Genomic DNA, 18,893 nt, shown 5'->3' with positions numbered 1-18,893 from the left:
GTCAGGCACAGCGGGAACATCGGCTGCCTTGCCGGCGGTTGCAGCAGGAGCACTATCTTGCGCATGAACGGTGGGCGCCAGGCAGGCAAGAGCAATCATCCCGGTGGACGCCCTCAGCGCCCGCCGGATCAGCACAGTATTCATGGATTTCCCCTCCATAACTTGACTTGTGCTGGGTTTGAATCTTGGGCGGAGAAAATCCCTCCCCTCCAAACCTTCTTCTTTTCTATTTTCCTCATTTCTCGCTTGCGAAGCGGTCTCTGCCGAAAGGGCATCATTGTCTATGGCGATAAAAATATTCTCGATTTCAAAGGCATCTATACGGATGAAAGGCACTGGTGCAAAAATGCCGCGCAGAGGAAATTTGCCGATGCGGTCGCCGGGACGCCATGAGCAAACGGACCTTCTCGTTCAAAATTTTTGCAATTAATTCGCAAAAAGCATTGAGATCGGCGAAGGATTTGCAGGCTGCCGAGACTCCAGATCGATAGCCGTCGTAAAAAAGGCAGGTTCGCATCCCTTTTGCGGACAAGCCGGACAATGGCGGCCGATAACAGACTGGATGAAGAGGCTGCCTTGATGAGTAAGGATTTTTCGCTCGCGCCACCCGCGAATGTAACTCGCACGCTCGCGATGACATTGGGCCTCTCCCTTGCCCCGGTCGTGACCTCGCCTGCCGTGGCTGCGGATGCAACCGACAATGCCCCTCACCCCGAGATCATCGTTACCGGCCAGAGCGCCGACACCCATTTGGCTTTCAACAAGATCGCCACGTCGCTGCTCGACACGCCCCAAGCGGTCACAGTCATCAGCCATGACGAACTGGACAAGCGTGCAGTCAACAGTCTGGCCGATGCCCTGCGCCTGGTGCCCGGCCTCAGCCTGGGCGCGGGCGAAACCAGCTGGCAGGGCAATAATGCCTCCTTGCGCGGCTTCACCACGCGTGACGATACCTTCCTCGATGGCATGCGCGACTTCGGCTATTACGACCGCGACACCTTCAATGACGAAAGCATCGAGGTGCTCAAAGGCCCGGCGGGCATCCTCTTCGGGCGCGGCTCGACCGGCGGGGTGATCCATCAGGTCAGCAAGCAGCCAGGCCTGACCCCGATCTATGATGCCAACATCGCGGGCGGCACCGACAACACAGTGCGCGGAACGATAGACATCAACCGCCCTCTCAGTGAGACCGCAGCCATCCGTATCAACGCCATGGGCCAGACCGGCAATGTCGCCGACCGCAATGAAGCGCTCAATCGCCGCTGGGGCATGGCACCGACGATCTCGCTGGGTCTGGGCACCGATACACGCTTCACGCTCTCCTATTTGCATCAGGAGGAGCACAACCGGCCCGATTACGGTATTCCATGGTTCAACGGCGCGCCTGCCAAGGTCGATCGCCGCAATTATTACGGTTTTGCGGACGATTATCTCGACACCACCGTCAATGTGGTGACCGCAAGGCTGGACCATGATTTCAGTGCCAGTACCACGCTTCACAGCCAGATCCGCTATTCGCATGACACGCGCGAATTCCGCACCAGCGAGGCAGTGGTGCCCACCACCTATGCGCCCACCACGCCGCTCAGCGCGATCACCGTCACCCGGAATGAATTTTCCGGCACCAGCGTCGATCAGTTCGCGCAGGGCGTCGTCGATCTCACCAACCACTTCGCCACCGGTCGGATCAGGCACACGCTGACCACCGGTGTGGAACTGGGGCTGGAGATGCCGCGCCCCGTCTATATCTTCCACAATGGTGTGATCACCACCAATCTTGCCAACCCGCAGCCGCAGGTTTTCACAGAAGCCTCGTCCTATGTGCGGCTCAACGCGCGCACGCGGGCAGCCACCACCGGTCTCTATGCCATCGACACGATGGAACTTGGCAGCCACTGGATTGCCATCGCGGGCCTGCGCTGGGACCGCTATGAAGCGCATTATCAGAGCACCGGCTATGACGCGACCGGCACCACCGTGGCCCATACCGATATCGATCCGGTCAACCACAAGCTGTCGAAGCGCGCGGCGCTGACCTACAAGCCCGTGACAAATGGCAGTTTCTATGTCAGCTATGCCGACAGTTTCGACCCTTCCGCAGAAGGGATCACCTCGCAGATTTCCTCGGGCCGCACGGTGGCTCAGGCCAATCTGAATGTGGCGCCGGAAACCGGGCGGATCATCGAAGTTGGCAGCAAATGGTCTCTGGCGGGCGGGCGTCTGCTGTGGACCACCGCGCTTTTCGACATTCTGAAAAACAATGTCCGCGTGCCCGATCCCACCAATTCGGCCTTCAACACCAATGGCGGGCGCCAGCGCGCACGCGGTTTCGACACCGAACTGGTCGGCAACATCACCCGGGCCTGGACGCTGCGTGCGGGCTACAGCTACCTCTACACCGAAACACTGTGGACCGATAATCCCACCGCCGCCGGATCGCCGCGCATCGGTGCCCCGTTGCCGCTCTCACCGCGCAGCAGCGGCAGTCTGGAAACCGACTACGCGCTCACCCCGCGCTTCATCGTGGGCGGCGGTGCCATGTATCAATCGAGCCGCCTCGGCCAGAACACCAATGCCTCCTTTCTGGTGGCGCCGGGCTATGTCACCTTCGAGGCGCGTGCCCATTATGATGTGACGAAGAACCTGTCACTTCAGGCCAATCTCTACAATGCCACCAACAAGCTCTATTATGACCAGCTGCACCCCTTCCATGTGATCCCCGGCGCCGGTCGCAGCGCGCTCTTCACGGTGAGCTGGAAGCAATAGGCTAGAAATGCAAACGCAGATTGAGCGTCATATAGCGACCCTCGATATCGTCACCCTGGGCATAACCGCCCAGATAGTTCATCTGGGTGGAGCCGCCCGCGCTGGCATAGGTGGGCGGCCAGGCGTTGAAGAGGTTCTGGGCGCTGAAGCTGGCCTCCAGATGGCGGTCGATGCTGTAACGCAGTGACAGGTCGGTGTAGCCGATGGCGGGCACATCGCCATCGGCAAAGACCAGATCGGCATTGCCATGCTGGCGCAGCGGGCTGCGCCAGCGTTCCTGCACAGTCAGCCCCAGCGCAGAACTCAGGGCGAGATTCATGCTGGCTGTAATCCTGACCGCAGGCAGCGGCGGCAATCCGCCCACGCCATCGGCCGCCCCGCCGACATCGACGATGCTGCCCGCGCCATTGTCATAACGCAGCGTTGGCTGCCAGGTCACCAGAGCCCGCATTGCTAGGGCACGCCCGGCCAGTCGAGTGGCATAATGTGCCTCGAAATCCATGCCTTCCGTCGAGAGCGAGGCGACGTTCAGCGTCTTGCTGATCAACAGGCTGGGATAATTGGCGGCACTGTTGTTCGCAAAACCATAGGGCCGGATGTAATAGGCACAAAAAGGCGATGTACCCCCCGATGTCTCGCATGCCACCTGCGTCGATGGCTGGAACCCGGCGATGTTGACCAGCGCCTGATGGATACGGATGTTGTAGTAATCAAGGGTCAGGCTGAAACCGGGCAGAAAGTGCGGCGCCAGCACCGCGCCGATCGTCAGCGTATCGGCTTTTTCGGGCTTGAGTGCGGGATTGCCCTGCTGCACCTGCGCCACCAGCGCCGAAGTGTTGGTATGCAGATCGGTGTAATTGTTCACGGCCACCGCTTGCGGGCTGTAGAGATCATAGAGATTGGGCGCGCGAATGTCGCGGGATCGGGTCATGCGCAGGGTCAACCCATGGCCGCTCTCCCACAGCACGCCGCCCTTCCAGGTCCAGGCCGCGCCGCTGGTGTCGTAATGGGTGTGGCGCACCGCGCCATTGAGCGTCAGCACACGGGCGAAGCGGCGGTAGGCCAGCACGGGCACCTCCACCTCCAGCGCCTGCTCGGTCACCGTCTGGAACACCGGGGCCAGCGATGCCACCGCACCGCCCAGATAGCGCAAGCTGGCCAGCGGGCTGGTACAGTTGAAGGCGATGCCGTTGCAATCCATCGGATCGGCGGGCGAGGCATTGCTGGTGACATCATAGGAGGAACGCCGAAATTCTCCCACCACCGCCATTTTCACCGTGCCGGCCGGCAAGGCGAAGATCGGCCCGCGCAGGCTGACATTGGCATCCTGCGTCACGAAATGCTGCGTGCTGATCAGCGGCTGCTCGATATAGGCGGTGGCCGCGCTCTGCTCGGAACCGGCACCGAAAAGGTTGAGCGGCGCGCAATTGGCATAGGCCGGATTGATAAGCGCGGCCTGGCAGACGGTATGGCCGTTGCCATCGCTTACCGCATTGAGGGCGGCGTAGAAATGGGCCAGATTGATGCCATTGTTGTTGCGCTGGGTCTGGGTAGACTCGGTGCGATAGGCATCCGCCACCCAGTCGAGCGCGCCCAGCTTGCCGTTCAGTCCCGCATCGAGGTTGGTATAGGTTTCCCGCGCCGTGATCTGGAAATTGGGCAAGCCCAAATCCAGCTTGCTGAACTGAAAGCTGCTGCCCGCTGGCTGTCCCGCGACAATGGCCTGATAGGCAGGCTGAAGGCTGGCGAGATAAGGGTTATCATAGGCGATCGACATCGTGCTGAACAAAGGGTTCTGCAGCGTATAGCTTTGCTTGAACTTGCTGAAGATGCCAGAGACATGCCCCCCCAGCCTGTCGTTGAAACGATAGTCGAGCCGGGCCATGGCGCGGTTGGCCACCTGTGAGGCCCCGGCGGTCGATCCCGTGAAATAGGCGCCATCGCCGCCAATGCTGACCCCTGAGGTCGCCGTGGGCATGCCCGGATTGAAGGCTGTCAGCGTGCCATTCCTCGCAAATTGCAGCCCGGCCAGCGGCCCGGAATTGATCAGCCCGCCAAAGCTGACCGCATTGAGCGTGGCGCCGCGCGCCAGCGTGTAGGGGCTGGCTGCAGTCCCCGATCCCACCAGACTGGCCCAGGGCGAGAAGAAGGGGCGGCTGGAACGCTCGAACCCTGCATCATCGCTGTATTCATAGCCCAGTTCCACATGGCCGTGCTGCTGCGCAAAGCGCCCGCCCCAAGCGGCTCCGACCCCGCGCTTGGCATCGTCGCCATAGCGCGAGATGCCGCTGCGCAGATCCACTTTCAGCCCGTTGAAATCGGTATCGGTGATAAAATTGACCACGCCCGACACCGCATCCGACCCATAGGCCGCCGAGGCGCCACCCGTCACCACATCGACCCGCTTCAGCAGGATCTGCGGCAGCACATCCACGTCCACCTGCCCCGTGGTCTGGGTTGATCCCACGCGCCGCCCGTCGATCAGGATCAGACCGCGCGTGCTGCCCAGCCCGCGCAGGTTCAGCATGTTGTAACCTCCGCTGTTGACATTGCTGGTCAGGCCGATCGACCCCTGCAGGCTCGGCAAGCCATCCAGCCCCTCGATCACCCCGCCGGGACGGATCGCCAGCCGGTCCTCCACAGACATCATGGTGATCGGCGTGGGCGAGCGGTTGTCATGCGCAATCACCAGCGATCCGGTGACGATGATCGGCTGAATATCGAGCTTCTTGATCGGCAGTTCCGCGCGAACCGCCTGTCGATAGGCATGATCGGGCCCATGCGGGTGGCCAGGCGCGTGTGGCGCCCGGCGCGGATGGATCTCGGCGGCCACAATCACAAAAATCTGCGGACCGGTCTGGCGTGCCTGCAAGCCCGTGTTGTCGAGCAGACGGTCGAGGGCTTCGCGCGGCGTCAGATTGCCCTCGACCGGATTGGTCCGCTTGTCGGCCAGCAGGCGGCGGGAGGCCACAATCTGCAGACCGCCCTGCCGTCCGATGGCATCGATTGCGGTATCGGCAGGCTGCGCAGGGATCGAGAAATGATGCATCTGCGACGGGCGCGTCTGAGCCTCAGCGCGAACGGCTGTCACCCCGGCGGCACAACACAGCAATGCGCAAACAACCCGATGAGCCAGCCCGATGGCCATCGCCCCTTCATCCCCACTGCCCACACCCCCGGTTTCGGATGGCGCGGTTCTCCCATGATATGTTTTTTTGTCAGATTTCCGCCGTTTTTTCGGCGCGTTCTATTTTGATAAAGGCCGGATTGCTCATGTCAACGCGCAGGTTGAAACTATTGCGCACCGCGATCGCAAAACCTTCCGGGTCGTTGAAACGGAATTGCCCGGCCATCTGCTCGCCCGCCACTTCGGGGTCAGTCACCAGCAGTTGCCGCTTGTTGTAGCGGTTGAATTCATCGGCAGCATCGGCCAGCGTTGTGCCCGACAGGCGGATCATGCCCGAGCGCCAGGCCAGAGCCCGCTCGACATCGCCCTTCTGGTCGGAGCCATAATGGATCCTCGCATTGTCGGTCATCAGCAGGCGCTCGCCAGCAGCCAGACGGATGCGCTGCTGCTCGCTGCCTGACCAGGCTTCCACCACGCCTTCGGTCACCAGAACTTCGACCCCGGCATCGCGCCGCCTTACGGAAAAGGCTGTGCCCACCGCGCGCGCCTTCACCTGACCGGAGGTCACCACAAAGGGGCGCTGCGCATCCTTGGCCACCTCAAACCAGGCCTCACCCTGATGCAGATTGACGCTGCGAGCATGCTCCTCCAGCCGCACGGCCAGATCTGTGTTGGAGTTCATGGTCATCACGGACCCATCGGCGAGCGGAACGCGCCGAATTTCGCCCAACCGCGTGGAATAGGACTGCCCAGGGTCGAAAAGAGTAAAGCGTGCAATCAGTCCGGCCACGCTGGCCGCCATGGCGCCGGCCAGCACCGAACGACGCTGCCATAACGGCTGCCTTATCGGGGCTGCCTCGGGCAACGCGGCTGGCGCCACATCTTTCTCGTCCAACCCGACATTGACGGAGAACCAGGTCGCACGGGTCCGCAGAAGCAGTCCCTCGTTACGGGAATCAGCCTCCATCCATGCCTGAAGCTGCGCCTCATCGTCCGCCGACATCGAGCCGGAATCCATACGCGCCACCCAGAAGTCAGCGACTTCCTGGCGGGTTTGTGCCGGGCTATTCATTGCAAAACCTTTCCAAGATGGCCCTTAAGCAATCCTCCTTCCCCATCCGCCTGATGATAGGTGTCCTGCCATGCCTGACGCACGGCCCGCACACCCACCCAGATCTGTTTTTCGACGGCTTTTTCAGTGATATTGAGATGGTCGGCAATCTCCTTTTGCGACCAGCCCTCAATTTTACGCAACTCCACGATCTTTCGGCATCGCTCGGGGAGGCTGGCGATCAGACTCATGACCTTCTCATAGGCCATGCGATAATGCGCGACATCCTCCAGCGACGAGGCCGGATCATCGTCATAGTTCTCCAAATCGGCAATTTCTTCGAAGGAGACTATTTTCGATCTTTTCAATTTTCTAATCAGTAAATTACGGGCAATCGAAAAGAAATAGGCCGGCGGAGAAGCAATATCTTCGAAACTGTCGATACGAGCAATACGGCAATATGCCTCCTGCAGCAGCTCATCCGCATCCTCAGGCGAAACGCGGTTGCGCAGAAACCAACCGCGGATGCGGTTTTCATGAGGCAGAATCTCTCGCGCAACCCACAGGGACATACGCCGATGACGCTCCAATCCGGTTTCAACCTTGCCTTGCGTGGCTGCCTCCCTACTTTATGATTTTCGACCTGTCTGACTTTATGAGACTTGGCGCCGAAAAATCCTTCCCGATAATTTATCAATGAAAATCATGGCGATATAATCGTTTTTAGATTTCCCTGATCGATTTCTCTTTCTGGATCTCGTAAAGGCTCGCCCGCAAGGATTGCGCATGAATTCCGATGGAAGGCCTGGGATACGATAGTGTTGAGTAGGGAACCTCCCCCCTTCTCGCTTCTGCAAACGGCTGCATCCTGCCAGCAACAGCAAGCGATCCAAACCCATCCCCGAAGGTGAAACGCCCAACCACCTGAGCCAATCGCTCGGATTCATTGGCAAGGCTGATCGCTGCCGCCTCGGCCTGCTCCACCAGAGCCGCATTCTGCTGCGTGGCCACGTCCAGATCGGCAATCACACCATTGACCTGCGCAATGGCATCGGCCTGCTGCCTTGAACCCTCGGCCAGCCCGGCGATCATGCCCGAAAGGCCACTGGCTTGTTTGACGATGCGCAGCAATGAAGCCTGCGTCTGGCTGACCATCGTCACCCCCTGCTCCACCTCAAGGACCGACGTGACGATGAGTTCGCCAATCTCGCGCGCGGCCTGTGCACTACGCTCGGCAAGACCACGCACTTCGCTGGCGACGACACCAAATCCGCGCCCTGCCTCGCCTGCGCGTGCCGCCTCCACACCAGCATTGAGCGCCAACAGGTTTGTCTGGAGAGAAATACGTCGATGATCGCAACGATGCTGCGCATCTTTTCCGATGTCGCGGCAATCGAGGTCATAGCCGTCACGGCTTCACCCATCTGCGCGCCGCTGGCTGTCGCCTCTCTTTCCGCTTCGCGCGCGGCATCGGCAGCCGCCGCAGCGGCGGAGCGAGCCTGGATGACCGAGGTTGTCAGCGCTTTGACCGTCAGAGCTGTCTCTCCCAGACGTGTCGCCTGCCTTGCCGTGCGAGCGGAAAGATCGTCTGTGGATGGCTCCCGCGTTGCAAGCACTTTTTGAAATTCTGACGATCGGTCGGGTGCAGTCGTCTGTCCGGCCTGTTGATGCAGTCGTTTCGGACTGCTGGCCCTGATGGGGTCCGAAAAACAGAGTTCCTATCGCCTTCACAGGCTGTTGCGCCTAAGACTTTCCACGGGTTGTCCCTGTTCCCGGTCTGACCGGTGTCGCCATCATTTCTCTTTGCGCTCACAACTCCGTTCGGCCGATCACCTCAGCCGGATTGCGTACTCATGCGGCCAATCCGGGCACATGGTGTGATTGATAGACCTGACCGCGTGTCATGACCGCCCACGTCTGTGGATGGCTCCCGCGTTGCAAGCACTTTTTGAAATTCTGACGATCGGTCGGGTGCAGTCGTCTGTCCGGCCTGTTGATGCAGTCGTTTCGGACTGCTGGCCCTGATGGGGTCCGAAAAACAGAGTTCCTATCGCCTTCACAGGCTGTTGCGCCTAAGACTTTCCACGGGTTGTCCCTGTTCCCGGTCTGACCGGTGTCGCCATCATTTCTCTTTGCGCTCACAACTCCGTTCGGCCGATCACCTCAGCCGGATTGCGTACTCATGCGGCCAATCCGGGCACATGGTGTGATTGATAGACCTGACCGCGTGTCATGACCGCCCACGCGATCCGCGCTATCTTGTTGGCCATGGCGACGCTGGCCACGCGGGCAGATTTTCTAGCCAGTATCCCAACGAGAAACGGGTGAACCGTTGCAGGGCCCTCCTTGGCGCGGCGTAGCAGGGAGGTCGCCCCGATGACCAACAGCTGCCGTAGATATTTATCGCCCATCTTGGTGATCCGGCCAAGGCGCTCCTTGCCGCCACTCGACTGCTGACGCGGTGTCAGGCCAAGCCATGCGGCAAACTGGCGGCCAGACCTGAACTGGTGCGGGTCGGTAACCGATGCTGCCAGCGCGGTTGCGCCAATCGAACCAATGCCCGGGATCGTCGCCAACCGACGCGCCATGTCATCGCTTCGCCGGAGAGCTTCCAGGCGCAAATCAAGTTCATGAAGCCGGGCATGAAGCTTGAGCACCAGCTCGCACAGCATGCCGATCACCTGCGCCGCTTGTGGTGGCAGATCAATCGCGGCCTCGCCATCTTCGATCTGTTGCGCCAGATGCAGCGCCCGCCCAAGTCCGATCGGAATGGCGATACCAAACTCTGCTAACTGGCAGCGCATCATGTTGACCAACTGTGTACGTTGACCAGTCAAAAGAGAGCGCACCCGGTGAAGTGACAGGGCCGCCTGCTGCTCACGAGACTTGATCGCCACGAACCGCATCGTCGGACGTGTCACCGCCTCGCAGATGGCCTCGGCATCAGCAGCATCGTTCTTGCCGCGTTTTACATAGGGCTTCACGTAGCATGGCGGCATCAGTCGCACCTCGTGACCAAGGTTTTGCAGTTCCCGCGCCCAATGATGCGATGTCCCGCAAGCCTCGATGCCGACAAGGCAGGGCGATAGCCTTGCAAAGAAGGGCAACATTTGCGCTCGGCGCAACGCCTTGCGCACAATGACGGTGCCCTCTTTGTCGACACCGTGAACCTGGAAGACATTTTTGGCCAGATCGAGGCCGATCGTGCTAATTTCCATGGCGGATGGCTCCTTGCGTGGGTTTGCCTGACGGCAACCTCATCATGACATTCAAATGTCGTGAGCGGGAGCCATCCACCTCATCCCCTGCTGCCGCCGATATCTCACCAGCTCCGCCTCTTACGGCATCAGAAGACAATGCAACCTCTTCCAATTGCCCTTCCAACGCCTCCGTCATGGCATTGAAATCGCCACGCAGCTGTTCATATTCGCTCGGAAACGCCTCACGGATGCGATGATCCAGCTTTCCCTCCTTGAGCGCCGTGAGCGCAATTTCGAGCGATCCTGTCACGCGGCGCTGAACGGCAATCTGACCATCCGCTTCGGCAACGGCACGATGGGTGATGCTGTGCTTGATGCCATCCAGCGCGCGGGCAATCTTCCCCAATTCGTCACGCTTTTCAGCCCCGGGTATCGTGATATCAAGCTGCCCCTCGGCCATGGCCCCCATTGCCTTTTCAAGGCTTATCAATGGTCGCGTGACGCGGCGGCGGAAAAGCGAGAGGATGAAAAGACCGATCAACAATCCGGCAACGCCAAGGATCGCACTTTGATAGATCGCGCCTCTGGCCTCAATCACGGTGTTGGCGGTATATCGTTGAGCCTCTTCCACATTATAATCGGTCGCGGCATCGAGGGTGCGCTGCATCGTTTCGGCATCGTGGACGATCCTGGTCTGGAACAGGTCGTTCGCTTCGATCCGATGTCCCTGCAAAGATAGTTGCGAGACCTGTTCAACGGCAGGCTTGAAATTACGCCACTGATGAAGGGCAAGCTGATAGAGATCGGCATCACGCTTATCGGATATCAGCGGGGCAAAGTCCGCCAGATCCCGGTCGACCTGCACAATCGCCGCTTTGAACGCGTTGACGGCGATCGCCTGCTGCCGGGGATTCTCCGCCATGATGGTCCGGGCGAGCCGAAGCCGAACCAGTTCGAAATGAACAGTCGTTTTGCCAAGGACAGCCACGCTGGGAAGCATGTTGTCGCTGGTGTAAACCATGTCCCGGATACCGAGCCTTGCCCCCATGATGTGGCTTGCCGTGGTAAGGACAAGGCTCGCAGACAGCAGCAATGTGCCGACCGTCACGATTGTTTTGATCCTGAAACCTTCCAACATGGCCAACTCCGGGACTGGACCCGACCTCAGCCTTAAACCATAAGCTTCAACCCAGCCTGCCCACCTCCCCGGGATAGCTGCGAAAGGCCGTCTTTACCTTTTCTTTGCCCCGTTCGGTGCCCGGCAGGGCAACCGCTGCACCACGGGTCAATCTCCCGCGAGGATCCTCATTGATCAGCATGGCTCACCTGCCAGCCGTTCACATGGTGAAAAGCGGTATAGAGGGTGGCGTCCATGGTTATCGCGGTCTAAGCTGAACCTTCCGGTGCCAAGACGAGAATAACGCGACCATGAGACATGCCGACCCGACCGGGCTTCTGGATCTCGGCTTTCTGCCCGCGAGCGCCGGCATGGCAGATGCCATCCTCCATCTCGACTGGTCGAAAGAGGCAACTCACGCGCTCAACCTGCTGCGCCCCGCCTTGTCGCTGTGCCTGTCGTCCAGCTTTCCCACCGCGATCTACTGGGGCGCCGATCTGCGGCTTCTCTATAACGATGCCTGGTCACCCATTCTTGCCGACAGGCATCCTTGGGCGCTGGGTCATCCCGCCCGGGAGGTTTGGGCTGACATTTGGCCAATCGTCGGTCCGCAAATGCTGCAAGTGGTCGAGACGGGCAAACCCTTTTCGGTGTTCGACCAGATGCTGCCGATGATGCGCCATGGGCGCCGTGAAGAAACCTGGTGGAACTACAGCTTCACGCCGATCCTTGCCGAAGACGGCAGCGTCGCGGGCATTTTCAACCAGGGCCATGAAATCACCAACCGCGTCCTTGAGGAAAAGCGCCAGCAGTTAAGGCTGGCCCTTGACGAGGTCCGTCACACCAGACCTGATCCAACCGAGTTTATCTCCGAGGCCTCGGCCTTGCTGGGCCACCATCTGGCGGTCGAGCGGGTCGGTTATGCCGAAATGGATGAAACCGACACATTCGCTGTGATCCACCGCGACTGGACCGACGGCACAGTCCCCAGCCTGAGCGGCGCGCTGCGCCTTGACAGCTTTGGTGCTGATCTGGCCCGGGCACTCCGGTCCGGGGAAACGATCCGGATCGATGATGCTCTCGATGACCCGCTGACACGCGGCGACGGCACGGAGCAGGCCTTCGCCGCCGTGGGCGTGCGCGCCACGATCGATGTGCCGCTCATCCGTCATGGCCGGCTGACAGCCATTCTCTTTGTCCATGCCAAGGAGATCCGCGCATGGGCGGATCATGAGGTCACGTTCACGCAGGAAGTCGCAGCACGGATCTGGGAGGCGGTCGAACGCAACCGGGGCCATGCCATGTTGCGTGAGAGCGAGGAGCGATACCGCCTTCTGCTCGATGCCTCCCAGCGTCAGACGGCCGAGTTGCAGGCTGTGCTTGAGAGCATGCCGGATGGCGTCTACATCGGCGGCGCCCAGGGCATCACCATTGCCAACCAACCCGCGCTCGACCAGCTGGGCTTTGCCACGCGTGAGGAGCTGAACCGCGATGTCGGCACGCTGGCCGATGAAATCGACACCCGAGATGCGACAACCGGCGAGCTGATCGCTGTGGCCGATCAGGCATTTACCCGCGCTCTGGGCGGCGAGCGGGTGGTCCGGGATGTGATTGTGCGGCATCGCATCAGCGGAGAGGAACGCATTGTCCGCTCCGCCGCCGCGCCGGTCAAAATCGACGGGCAGGTGATCGCGGCGGTTGCGGTCAACACCGATGTGACGGAACGCCGCCGCGCGGAAGCCAATCTGCGGCTCCTGAACGAAACGCTCGAAGCCCGGGTGGACGAGGCGCTGGCCGAGCGGCGCCTGTGGGTCACCATTTTTGAAACATCCGATGCGCTGATCAATGCGCTTGATCACGATTACCGGTTTCTGGCCTTCAACCGCGCCTATGTCGAAGCCTTTGAGCGGCACACCGGACAGCGTCCTGTGGTTGGCGCCAGCCTGCTCGATTATCTGCCGGAAGATGCGACGCAGCGCAGCGCGCTGGCCCGATGGAGCCGCGCGCTGTCCGGCGAGGATGTCGCGATCGTGGAGCCGCTGGCACCAACAGACCCCGGCTCCCGCCATTATGAACTGCGCCTCAACCCGCTGCGCGACAAGGATGGCCAAGTGGTGGGCGCTTTCCAATATGCGATCGACGTCACCCAGCGGCTGCGCGATGCCGCAAGGCTGGCCGATGCCGAAGAGGCCCTCCGGCAAAGCCAGAAGCTGGAGGCGATGGGGCAGCTGACCGGTGGTGTCGCCCATGATTTCAACAATCTGCTCACGCCGATCATCGGCAGTCTCGACCTGCTGCAACGGCGTCGCGTCGGCGATGACAAGGCTCAGCGTCAGATCTCCGCTGCCTTGCAATCCGCCGAAAGGGCCAAGGTGCTGGTCCAGCGCCTGCTCGCCTTCGCCCGGCGCCAGCCTCTGCAGCCCGCACCGGTCGATATTGCAGCCATTGTCGAGGGTATGGCCGAGTTGATCGCAAGCACATCGGGGCCACGCATCCGGATCGAGGTCGACGTTGATGCGGGCCTGCCGCCTGCACTGGCCGATGCCAACCAGATCGAAATGGCCATCCTCAATCTGGCGGTGAATTCGCGCGATGCCATGCCCGATGGCGGACGCCTGGGCATCACAGCGAAATATGCCGAGATCGAACCCGATCACGCCACCCGTCTGGCAGCGGGGCGCTACATTCAACTGGGCGTGTCGGACACCGGCACAGGCATGGATGAGGCAACACGGCTGCGCGCTGTCGATCCGTTCTTCAGCACCAAGGGGATCGGCAAGGGAACAGGGCTGGGCCTCTCCATGGTTCACGGCCTGGCATCGCAACTGGGCGGCGCGCTCACCATCAAAAGCCGCCCCGGTCTTGGCACGCGGATCGATTTGTGGCTGCCTGTCGCGACTGCGCTTCCCGCCGCGCCGTCTCAGGCTGATCACCCGACGAACGAAACATCGAGCGGCACCATCCTGCTGGTGGATGATGAATTCATCGTTCGAGCCAGCACAGCCGATATGCTTGAAGACCTTGGCTATGCTGTGATCGAAGCCGATTGCGCGGAAGAAGCGCTGGCGCTGGTCACCGAAGGTCTGAGGCCTGCCATGTTGCTGACCGATCATCTGATGCCGGGCATGAGCGGCACGGATCTGGCTGAACGGATACGCGCCATCCTTCCTTCGCTGCCCGTGTTGATTGTCTCGGGATATGCGGAGGAGGAAGGCCTGCCTGCAACCCTGCCGAGATTGGTCAAGCCTTTCCGGCAAGCGGAATTGGGGGCATCTTTGGCATCGCTGCTAGCACCGACCTAGATTTCGCTGACTGGGATGCCCTGCATGCTCCCCGCCGGTCGACTGGAAGCATTCATTTTCCCGTGCCTGAATGGCCGCCTTTGGCGCGGGAGGAAACTGAACGATGGCGTCATTCAGGCCCGACACCGTAGCATCAATCGGGCTGAAAAGACGAAGAACTCGCCAGATGACCACAGCTGTATGACTCTAAGCAATCGCAGTCATGTCGCAAGGCGTATTTGCATCCTTCAAATCGAAACATGCTCCCAATCAATCTAGCAATTTCAATTACAAAGACGCGCGATCTCCCGCCTTTTCAAAATATGGGAAATCCTTTTAATCCTTATGCAACCAGCACCATGCGATAAGGGAAAGGTAAATTTGGATTGCTGCATCCAATGGGGAATCTTGTGCAAAGAAGATTGTTTTTCGCCGGATTTCTGGTTTTAGCGTCAAGCTGTGCCTCGGATGCTTTTGCGGCATGCGCAACCTCCAGCCATATATCCGACGGCCAAATCGCCCATGCGCCTCAGGTCATGGCCAACATCAATACGATCGCTTCTTGCGCGGATACGCAAGCATCATCGGGCTTTGCCAACAGTATTCAAAGCAACGGCGTCGGCGGTTTCGGGAATATCAATCCCCTTACAGATGGGCAGCTCATCGCTGTCACAGCCACTGGCTCTGCACCACAAATAACGGCCTTGATTTCCGGATCGGGTATTTCCATCACAAACCAACCCGATGTGATTTCGATCAGCCGTTGGACATCAGCATCAGGCAGTTCTGCGAAAACAAATCAGACACCCCTGGCAATGCTATTTTACATGACAAATATGGCTCTTTCAGTATCCTTTTCTTCAAAATTCCCGTAATTGACATAGCTTATTGCGCTACCCTGAGAATTAGTGATGGCTCATTTTTCCTGCAACCATGCTATGCTTGCACCACATCACCGGCAAAATCCGCTATGCTTGGTCGATGTTAGCGCACCAACCTCGTACCCGATGGCTCCGCCCTCACTTCATCATCCTGCTATCGGCTCGCGGAACATCGTCCGACCTTTTGCATGAAGGCATAGAGGTTCCGCCATCACGACACCGAGCCCAGCTCCGCCGCGAAAGCGATACGCAGCGTATCGGCGAAATTTGCCAGTTGCATCTTGTCCATCAGATAGGCGCAACAGACTGCGACCGTCTCGACGCAGGTCAACCTGTGAAACACCTGTCACTTACGCTCGGTCAAACGAACGATACGGGTGCAGTTCGCCTCATCTTCCCGTTCAGAGCTAGACGAAGCCGGAACTCCATAATGGTTTTGGAGCAGCTAGCCGATAACGGCAGCCAAGGTTAGGATCGTGCGGGCGTGCCGCAATGCCACGGCCTCTCTGTCAGCGCCGTACCCTCCGCCCAGAGTGCTCGCCAAGGGTATCCCTCGCCGCCGCGCCTCCCACGACACCATGCGATCGCGGGCCGCCAGCCCATCATCGGTGAGCGCCAACCGCCCCAATCGGTCGTCCACGTGAGCATCAACGCCGCCCTGCAGAAGGATGAGTTCTGGCGAAAATTGATCGAGAACCGCAGGCAGGGAACCGCTCAAGGCTTCGAGATAAGCGGCATCACCAGTCAGGTCTGGCAATGGAACATCCAGCGATGAGCGCGCCTTGCGCGCAGGAAAGTTGTTCTCGGCGTGCAAGGACAGCGTGAAGATATCTCCACGCCCTGCCGTCAGCGACGCAGTCCCATCGCCCTGATGCACATCAAGGTCCAGGATCAGGATGCGCGAAACATCCCCTTCCTCGATCAACCTGTTGGCAGCGACCGCCAGATCGTTGAACACGCAATATCCCGCCCCGGTATCCGCCAGAGCGTGGTGGCTTCCGCCCGCGCTGTTGGCGGCATAGCCGTGATCCAATGCCAGCTTTGCCGCCAGCCATGTTCCGCCAGGGGACAGCTGTGATCTGCGCGATATCCGCTCATCGATTGCAAAACCGATCCTGCGTTGTTTTGCCGCTGGAACCGTGCAACTGATCACCTCTTCGACATAGGCCGGATCATGCACCGCTTCGAGCCACGCTCGCGGCATGATCTCCGGCTCATGCACGGTCATGGGGACACCGCTCTCGCCAAGAGCGCGCATCACCAGAGCATATTTGTCGTGCGGAAAGGTGCCGGCGCTCTGGGTGGCAACAACATAGCCCGGATGGTGAACGACATGCAGCATCCTCGGGGCGTTAACGGGCCTGAGCATGCCCGTCGAGCCTCTTTCAAACCCCTCATCGGCAGAGCAACGCATGGCGGAACAACACCAAGCCCGGCATCAGAGCGGGGCGCATGACACCTTCATGCTGACTGCCCCCCGCCCTGTGATCTGCGTGACTTTCTTGCGGATCTCTGCTATGTATGATCCAGTCGGAGGGCTCTGCCATGAACCACCGCAGCGCAATTCCCGCCCTGATCTTCGTCCTCGTGTTCGGCGCCGGACTGGCCCTTGCCTACACCCGGCCTGATCCAGCCGCCATGGGCTGGGTGATGTTGCCATCACTGCTGCTGGCTGCTCTCTCCAGCTCATCGATCAAGGTCGCCAATCAATGGGAACGGCTGATCATCCTTCGGCTTGGCAAGTTTCTGGCCATGAAGGGGCCCGGCATCTGCTTCATCATCCCGATCTTCGACACAGTCCCCTACTGGATCGACACGCGCGTCATCACCACATCCTTTGCGGCGGGAAAAAACCCTCACGCGTGATACGGTTCCGGTCGATGTCGATGCGGTGATGTTCTGGAAAGTCACCGAACCGGCCAAGGCCGCTCTGGATGTCGCCGATTACCATACCGCCATCGTTTGGGCGGCGCAGACCGCATTGCGCGACATCATCGGCAAGACCATGCTGGCCGACATGCTCGAAGGCCGGGATCGGATCAGCTCCGAACTCGGGCGGATCATCGACGAACGCACGGAGCCCTGGGGCATCAAGCTGATTTCGGTCGAGTTGAAAGATGTCCTCATTCCCGCCGGCCTTGAAGATGCCATGTCGATGCAGGCGCAAGCTGAGCGGGAAAGACAGGCAAGGGTCATCCTTGGCGACTCAGAGCGGCAGATCGCGGAGAAGTTCGAGGAAGCCGCGGCAAGATATGCCAACAATCCCACAGCCCTTCACCTGAGAGCGATGAACATGCTCTATGAGGGGCTGAAGCAGAACTCCACCATCGTCCTTGTACCCAGCACGGCGGTCGATTCCATGCAACTTGGCGGGTTGATGGGAATGACCACGATGGCTGCCGATCTTGCCCATGGCCAGCCTTCCAGCTCGACGCATGGTGCCGCACCATCGAACAAGGTCGATCAGGCAACAGGCAAAGCCGGATCTAACCGCTGAGATTGCTGCTCAGGCTGAACCAAAAAACAAAGCTCTCGAAGGCTCAGGCATTACGCCATCCGGGCTGATGAAAGCTCCGTAGTCATCGCGCCGATCAGGTCACGCAGCCAGCGATGCGCGGGCTGATCCTGAAAACGGCTCTGCCAGACCATCGTCGTCACCAGCGGCTCGGGCTGGAGCGGCAGTTCGAACAATTGCACCGGATAAGCGCGCTGGAACTCCTCGCCAATGTGGCGCGCCACCACCGCGACCATGTCCGACTGGGTCAGCACCGCGCCCGCCGAAAGATAGGGCGCCTCCGCCGCGATGTGCCGCGACAGGCCCCTTTCGGCCAGCAAGGCATCAAGCCGGGTCAGATCATCGCCGCTCGATGAAATGGCCAGATGGGCCATGGCGGCGAAAGAGGCCGCATCAGGCGGACCTTCCAGCACGGGATGGCCCCGGCGGGCCACGCCCACGAAATCCTCCTCGATCAACTGTCGCGACTGGAAGCGCTGGAGCGGTGGCGCATGGGCCACCAGCGCCAGATCAAGCTCGCCCCGGTCCAGCAGATCGGGCACGTCGAGCGTGCCGCTGGGGCGGAAGCTGAAGCGCACCTGCGGTGCCAGCGCCCGCGCACGCTGCAGGATCGGTCCCACAAAGGCGATGGCCGCATAATTGCTGACCGCGATCACAAAGCGCTGCCGCGCCGTTTCGGGCAGGAACTCCTCGCCATGCAGCACGCTGCGCAGTTCGGTCAGCGCATGGCGCACCGGATCGGCCAGTCGCTCGCCCAGTGGCGTGGGCACCATGCCCTGAGGCGAGCGGACAAAGAGCTGGTCCTTCATGCGATGCCTCAGCCGGTTCAGCGCGTGGCTCATCGCGGGTTGGCTCAGGCCCAGCCGCTGCCCGGCGCGGGTGATGCTGCGTTCTCGCAGGATCGCCTCGAAAACCACCAGCAGATTGAGATCCATGCGATCCATGGCCGCGCCCT

15 protein-coding genes are annotated in these 18,893 nt (G+C 60.3%); 6 read left to right on the top strand and 9 right to left on the bottom strand.

The window, feature by feature from the left end; translation table 11 throughout:
* The first annotated feature begins 57 nt into the window (after positions 1-57).
* Complete coding sequence (locus tag HGK27_RS07320) at positions 58-393, top strand: hypothetical protein (RefSeq protein WP_206239929.1); 336 nt, start codon at positions 58-60, stop codon at positions 391-393.
* Between the two features lie 186 nt (positions 394-579).
* Positions 580-2,766 carry a TonB-dependent receptor gene (locus HGK27_RS07315; protein WP_206239928.1) on the top strand — a complete coding sequence of 729 codons (2,187 nt, stop codon included), beginning with the start codon at positions 580-582 and terminating at the stop codon, positions 2,764-2,766.
* A gap of 1 nt (position 2,767) precedes the next feature.
* On the opposite strand, the gene HGK27_RS07310 is transcribed toward HGK27_RS07315, so the two are convergent.
* The 6 genes from HGK27_RS07310 to HGK27_RS07285 all read right to left on the bottom strand — a co-directional run bounded on the left by HGK27_RS07310 (position 2,768) and on the right by HGK27_RS07285 (position 11,282).
* A complete protein-coding gene (locus HGK27_RS07310; protein ID WP_206239927.1) occupies positions 2,768-5,857 on the bottom strand; it encodes a TonB-dependent receptor in 3,090 nt (1,029 codons plus the stop codon).
* 127 nt (positions 5,858-5,984) lie between these two features.
* A complete protein-coding gene (locus HGK27_RS07305) occupies positions 5,985-6,965 on the bottom strand; it encodes a FecR family protein (RefSeq protein ID WP_206239926.1) in 981 nt (326 codons plus the stop codon).
* Positions 6,962-7,534 (bottom strand): RNA polymerase sigma factor, encoded by a 573-nt coding sequence (locus HGK27_RS07300; RefSeq protein ID WP_274617158.1) that lies wholly within the window; start codon positions 7,532-7,534, stop codon positions 6,962-6,964. The genes HGK27_RS07305 and HGK27_RS07300 overlap by 4 nt, the downstream gene beginning before the upstream one ends.
* A 133-nt stretch (positions 7,535-7,667) precedes the next feature.
* Positions 7,668-8,288, bottom strand: coding sequence for a methyl-accepting chemotaxis protein (locus HGK27_RS07295; RefSeq protein WP_274617176.1), 621 nt, complete (start codon positions 8,286-8,288; stop codon positions 7,668-7,670).
* 836 nt (positions 8,289-9,124) lie between these two features.
* Positions 9,125-10,162: an IS110 family RNA-guided transposase gene (locus HGK27_RS07290; RefSeq protein WP_206239818.1), complete on the bottom strand. Its 1,038-nt coding sequence runs from the start codon at positions 10,160-10,162 to the stop codon at positions 9,125-9,127.
* The gene (locus tag HGK27_RS07285; RefSeq protein ID WP_206239923.1) at positions 10,152-11,282 is read right to left on the bottom strand and encodes a methyl-accepting chemotaxis protein; all 1,131 of its coding nucleotides are present in this window, start codon (positions 11,280-11,282) and stop codon (positions 10,152-10,154) included. The genes HGK27_RS07290 and HGK27_RS07285 overlap by 11 nt, the downstream gene beginning before the upstream one ends.
* A gap of 290 nt (positions 11,283-11,572) precedes the next feature.
* Between HGK27_RS07285 and HGK27_RS07280 the strand changes: the two genes are divergently transcribed.
* Positions 11,573-14,563, top strand: coding sequence for a PAS domain-containing protein (locus tag HGK27_RS07280; RefSeq protein WP_206239922.1), 2,991 nt, complete (start codon positions 11,573-11,575; stop codon positions 14,561-14,563).
* A gap of 515 nt (positions 14,564-15,078) precedes the next feature.
* On the top strand, positions 15,079-15,417 hold the full coding sequence (locus HGK27_RS07275; protein ID WP_206239921.1) for a hypothetical protein: 339 nt from the start codon (positions 15,079-15,081) through the stop codon (positions 15,415-15,417).
* 217 nt (positions 15,418-15,634) lie between these two features.
* Here HGK27_RS07275 and HGK27_RS31275 read toward each other — a convergent pair whose 3' ends face one another.
* The gene (locus HGK27_RS31275; RefSeq protein WP_274617157.1) at positions 15,635-15,766 is read right to left on the bottom strand and encodes a hypothetical protein; all 132 of its coding nucleotides are present in this window, start codon (positions 15,764-15,766) and stop codon (positions 15,635-15,637) included.
* Between the two features lie 102 nt (positions 15,767-15,868).
* A complete protein-coding gene (locus tag HGK27_RS07270; protein ID WP_206239920.1) occupies positions 15,869-16,765 on the bottom strand; it encodes a histone deacetylase family protein in 897 nt (298 codons plus the stop codon).
* Positions 16,766-16,968: 203 nt separating this feature from the next.
* On the opposite strand from HGK27_RS07270, the gene HGK27_RS07265 reads away from it, so the two are divergent.
* Both HGK27_RS07265 and HGK27_RS07260 read left to right on the top strand, forming a co-directional pair.
* Positions 16,969-17,289, top strand: a complete 321-nt coding sequence (locus HGK27_RS07265; RefSeq protein ID WP_206239919.1) for an SPFH domain-containing protein — start codon at positions 16,969-16,971, stop codon at positions 17,287-17,289.
* A gap of 28 nt (positions 17,290-17,317) precedes the next feature.
* Positions 17,318-17,920, top strand: coding sequence for an SPFH domain-containing protein (locus HGK27_RS07260; RefSeq protein ID WP_241127354.1), 603 nt, complete (start codon positions 17,318-17,320; stop codon positions 17,918-17,920).
* Between the two features lie 50 nt (positions 17,921-17,970).
* Here HGK27_RS07260 and HGK27_RS07255 read toward each other — a convergent pair whose 3' ends face one another.
* Positions 17,971-18,882: a LysR family transcriptional regulator gene (locus HGK27_RS07255; protein WP_206239917.1), complete on the bottom strand. Its 912-nt coding sequence runs from the start codon at positions 18,880-18,882 to the stop codon at positions 17,971-17,973.
* Between the last annotated feature and the right edge of the window lie 11 nt (positions 18,883-18,893).

The organism is Novosphingobium terrae (assembly GCF_017163935.1).
GTDB classification, from domain to species: domain Bacteria; phylum Pseudomonadota; class Alphaproteobacteria; order Sphingomonadales; family Sphingomonadaceae; genus Novosphingobium; species Novosphingobium terrae.
This window is presented reverse-complemented; position numbering and strand designations above follow the sequence as displayed.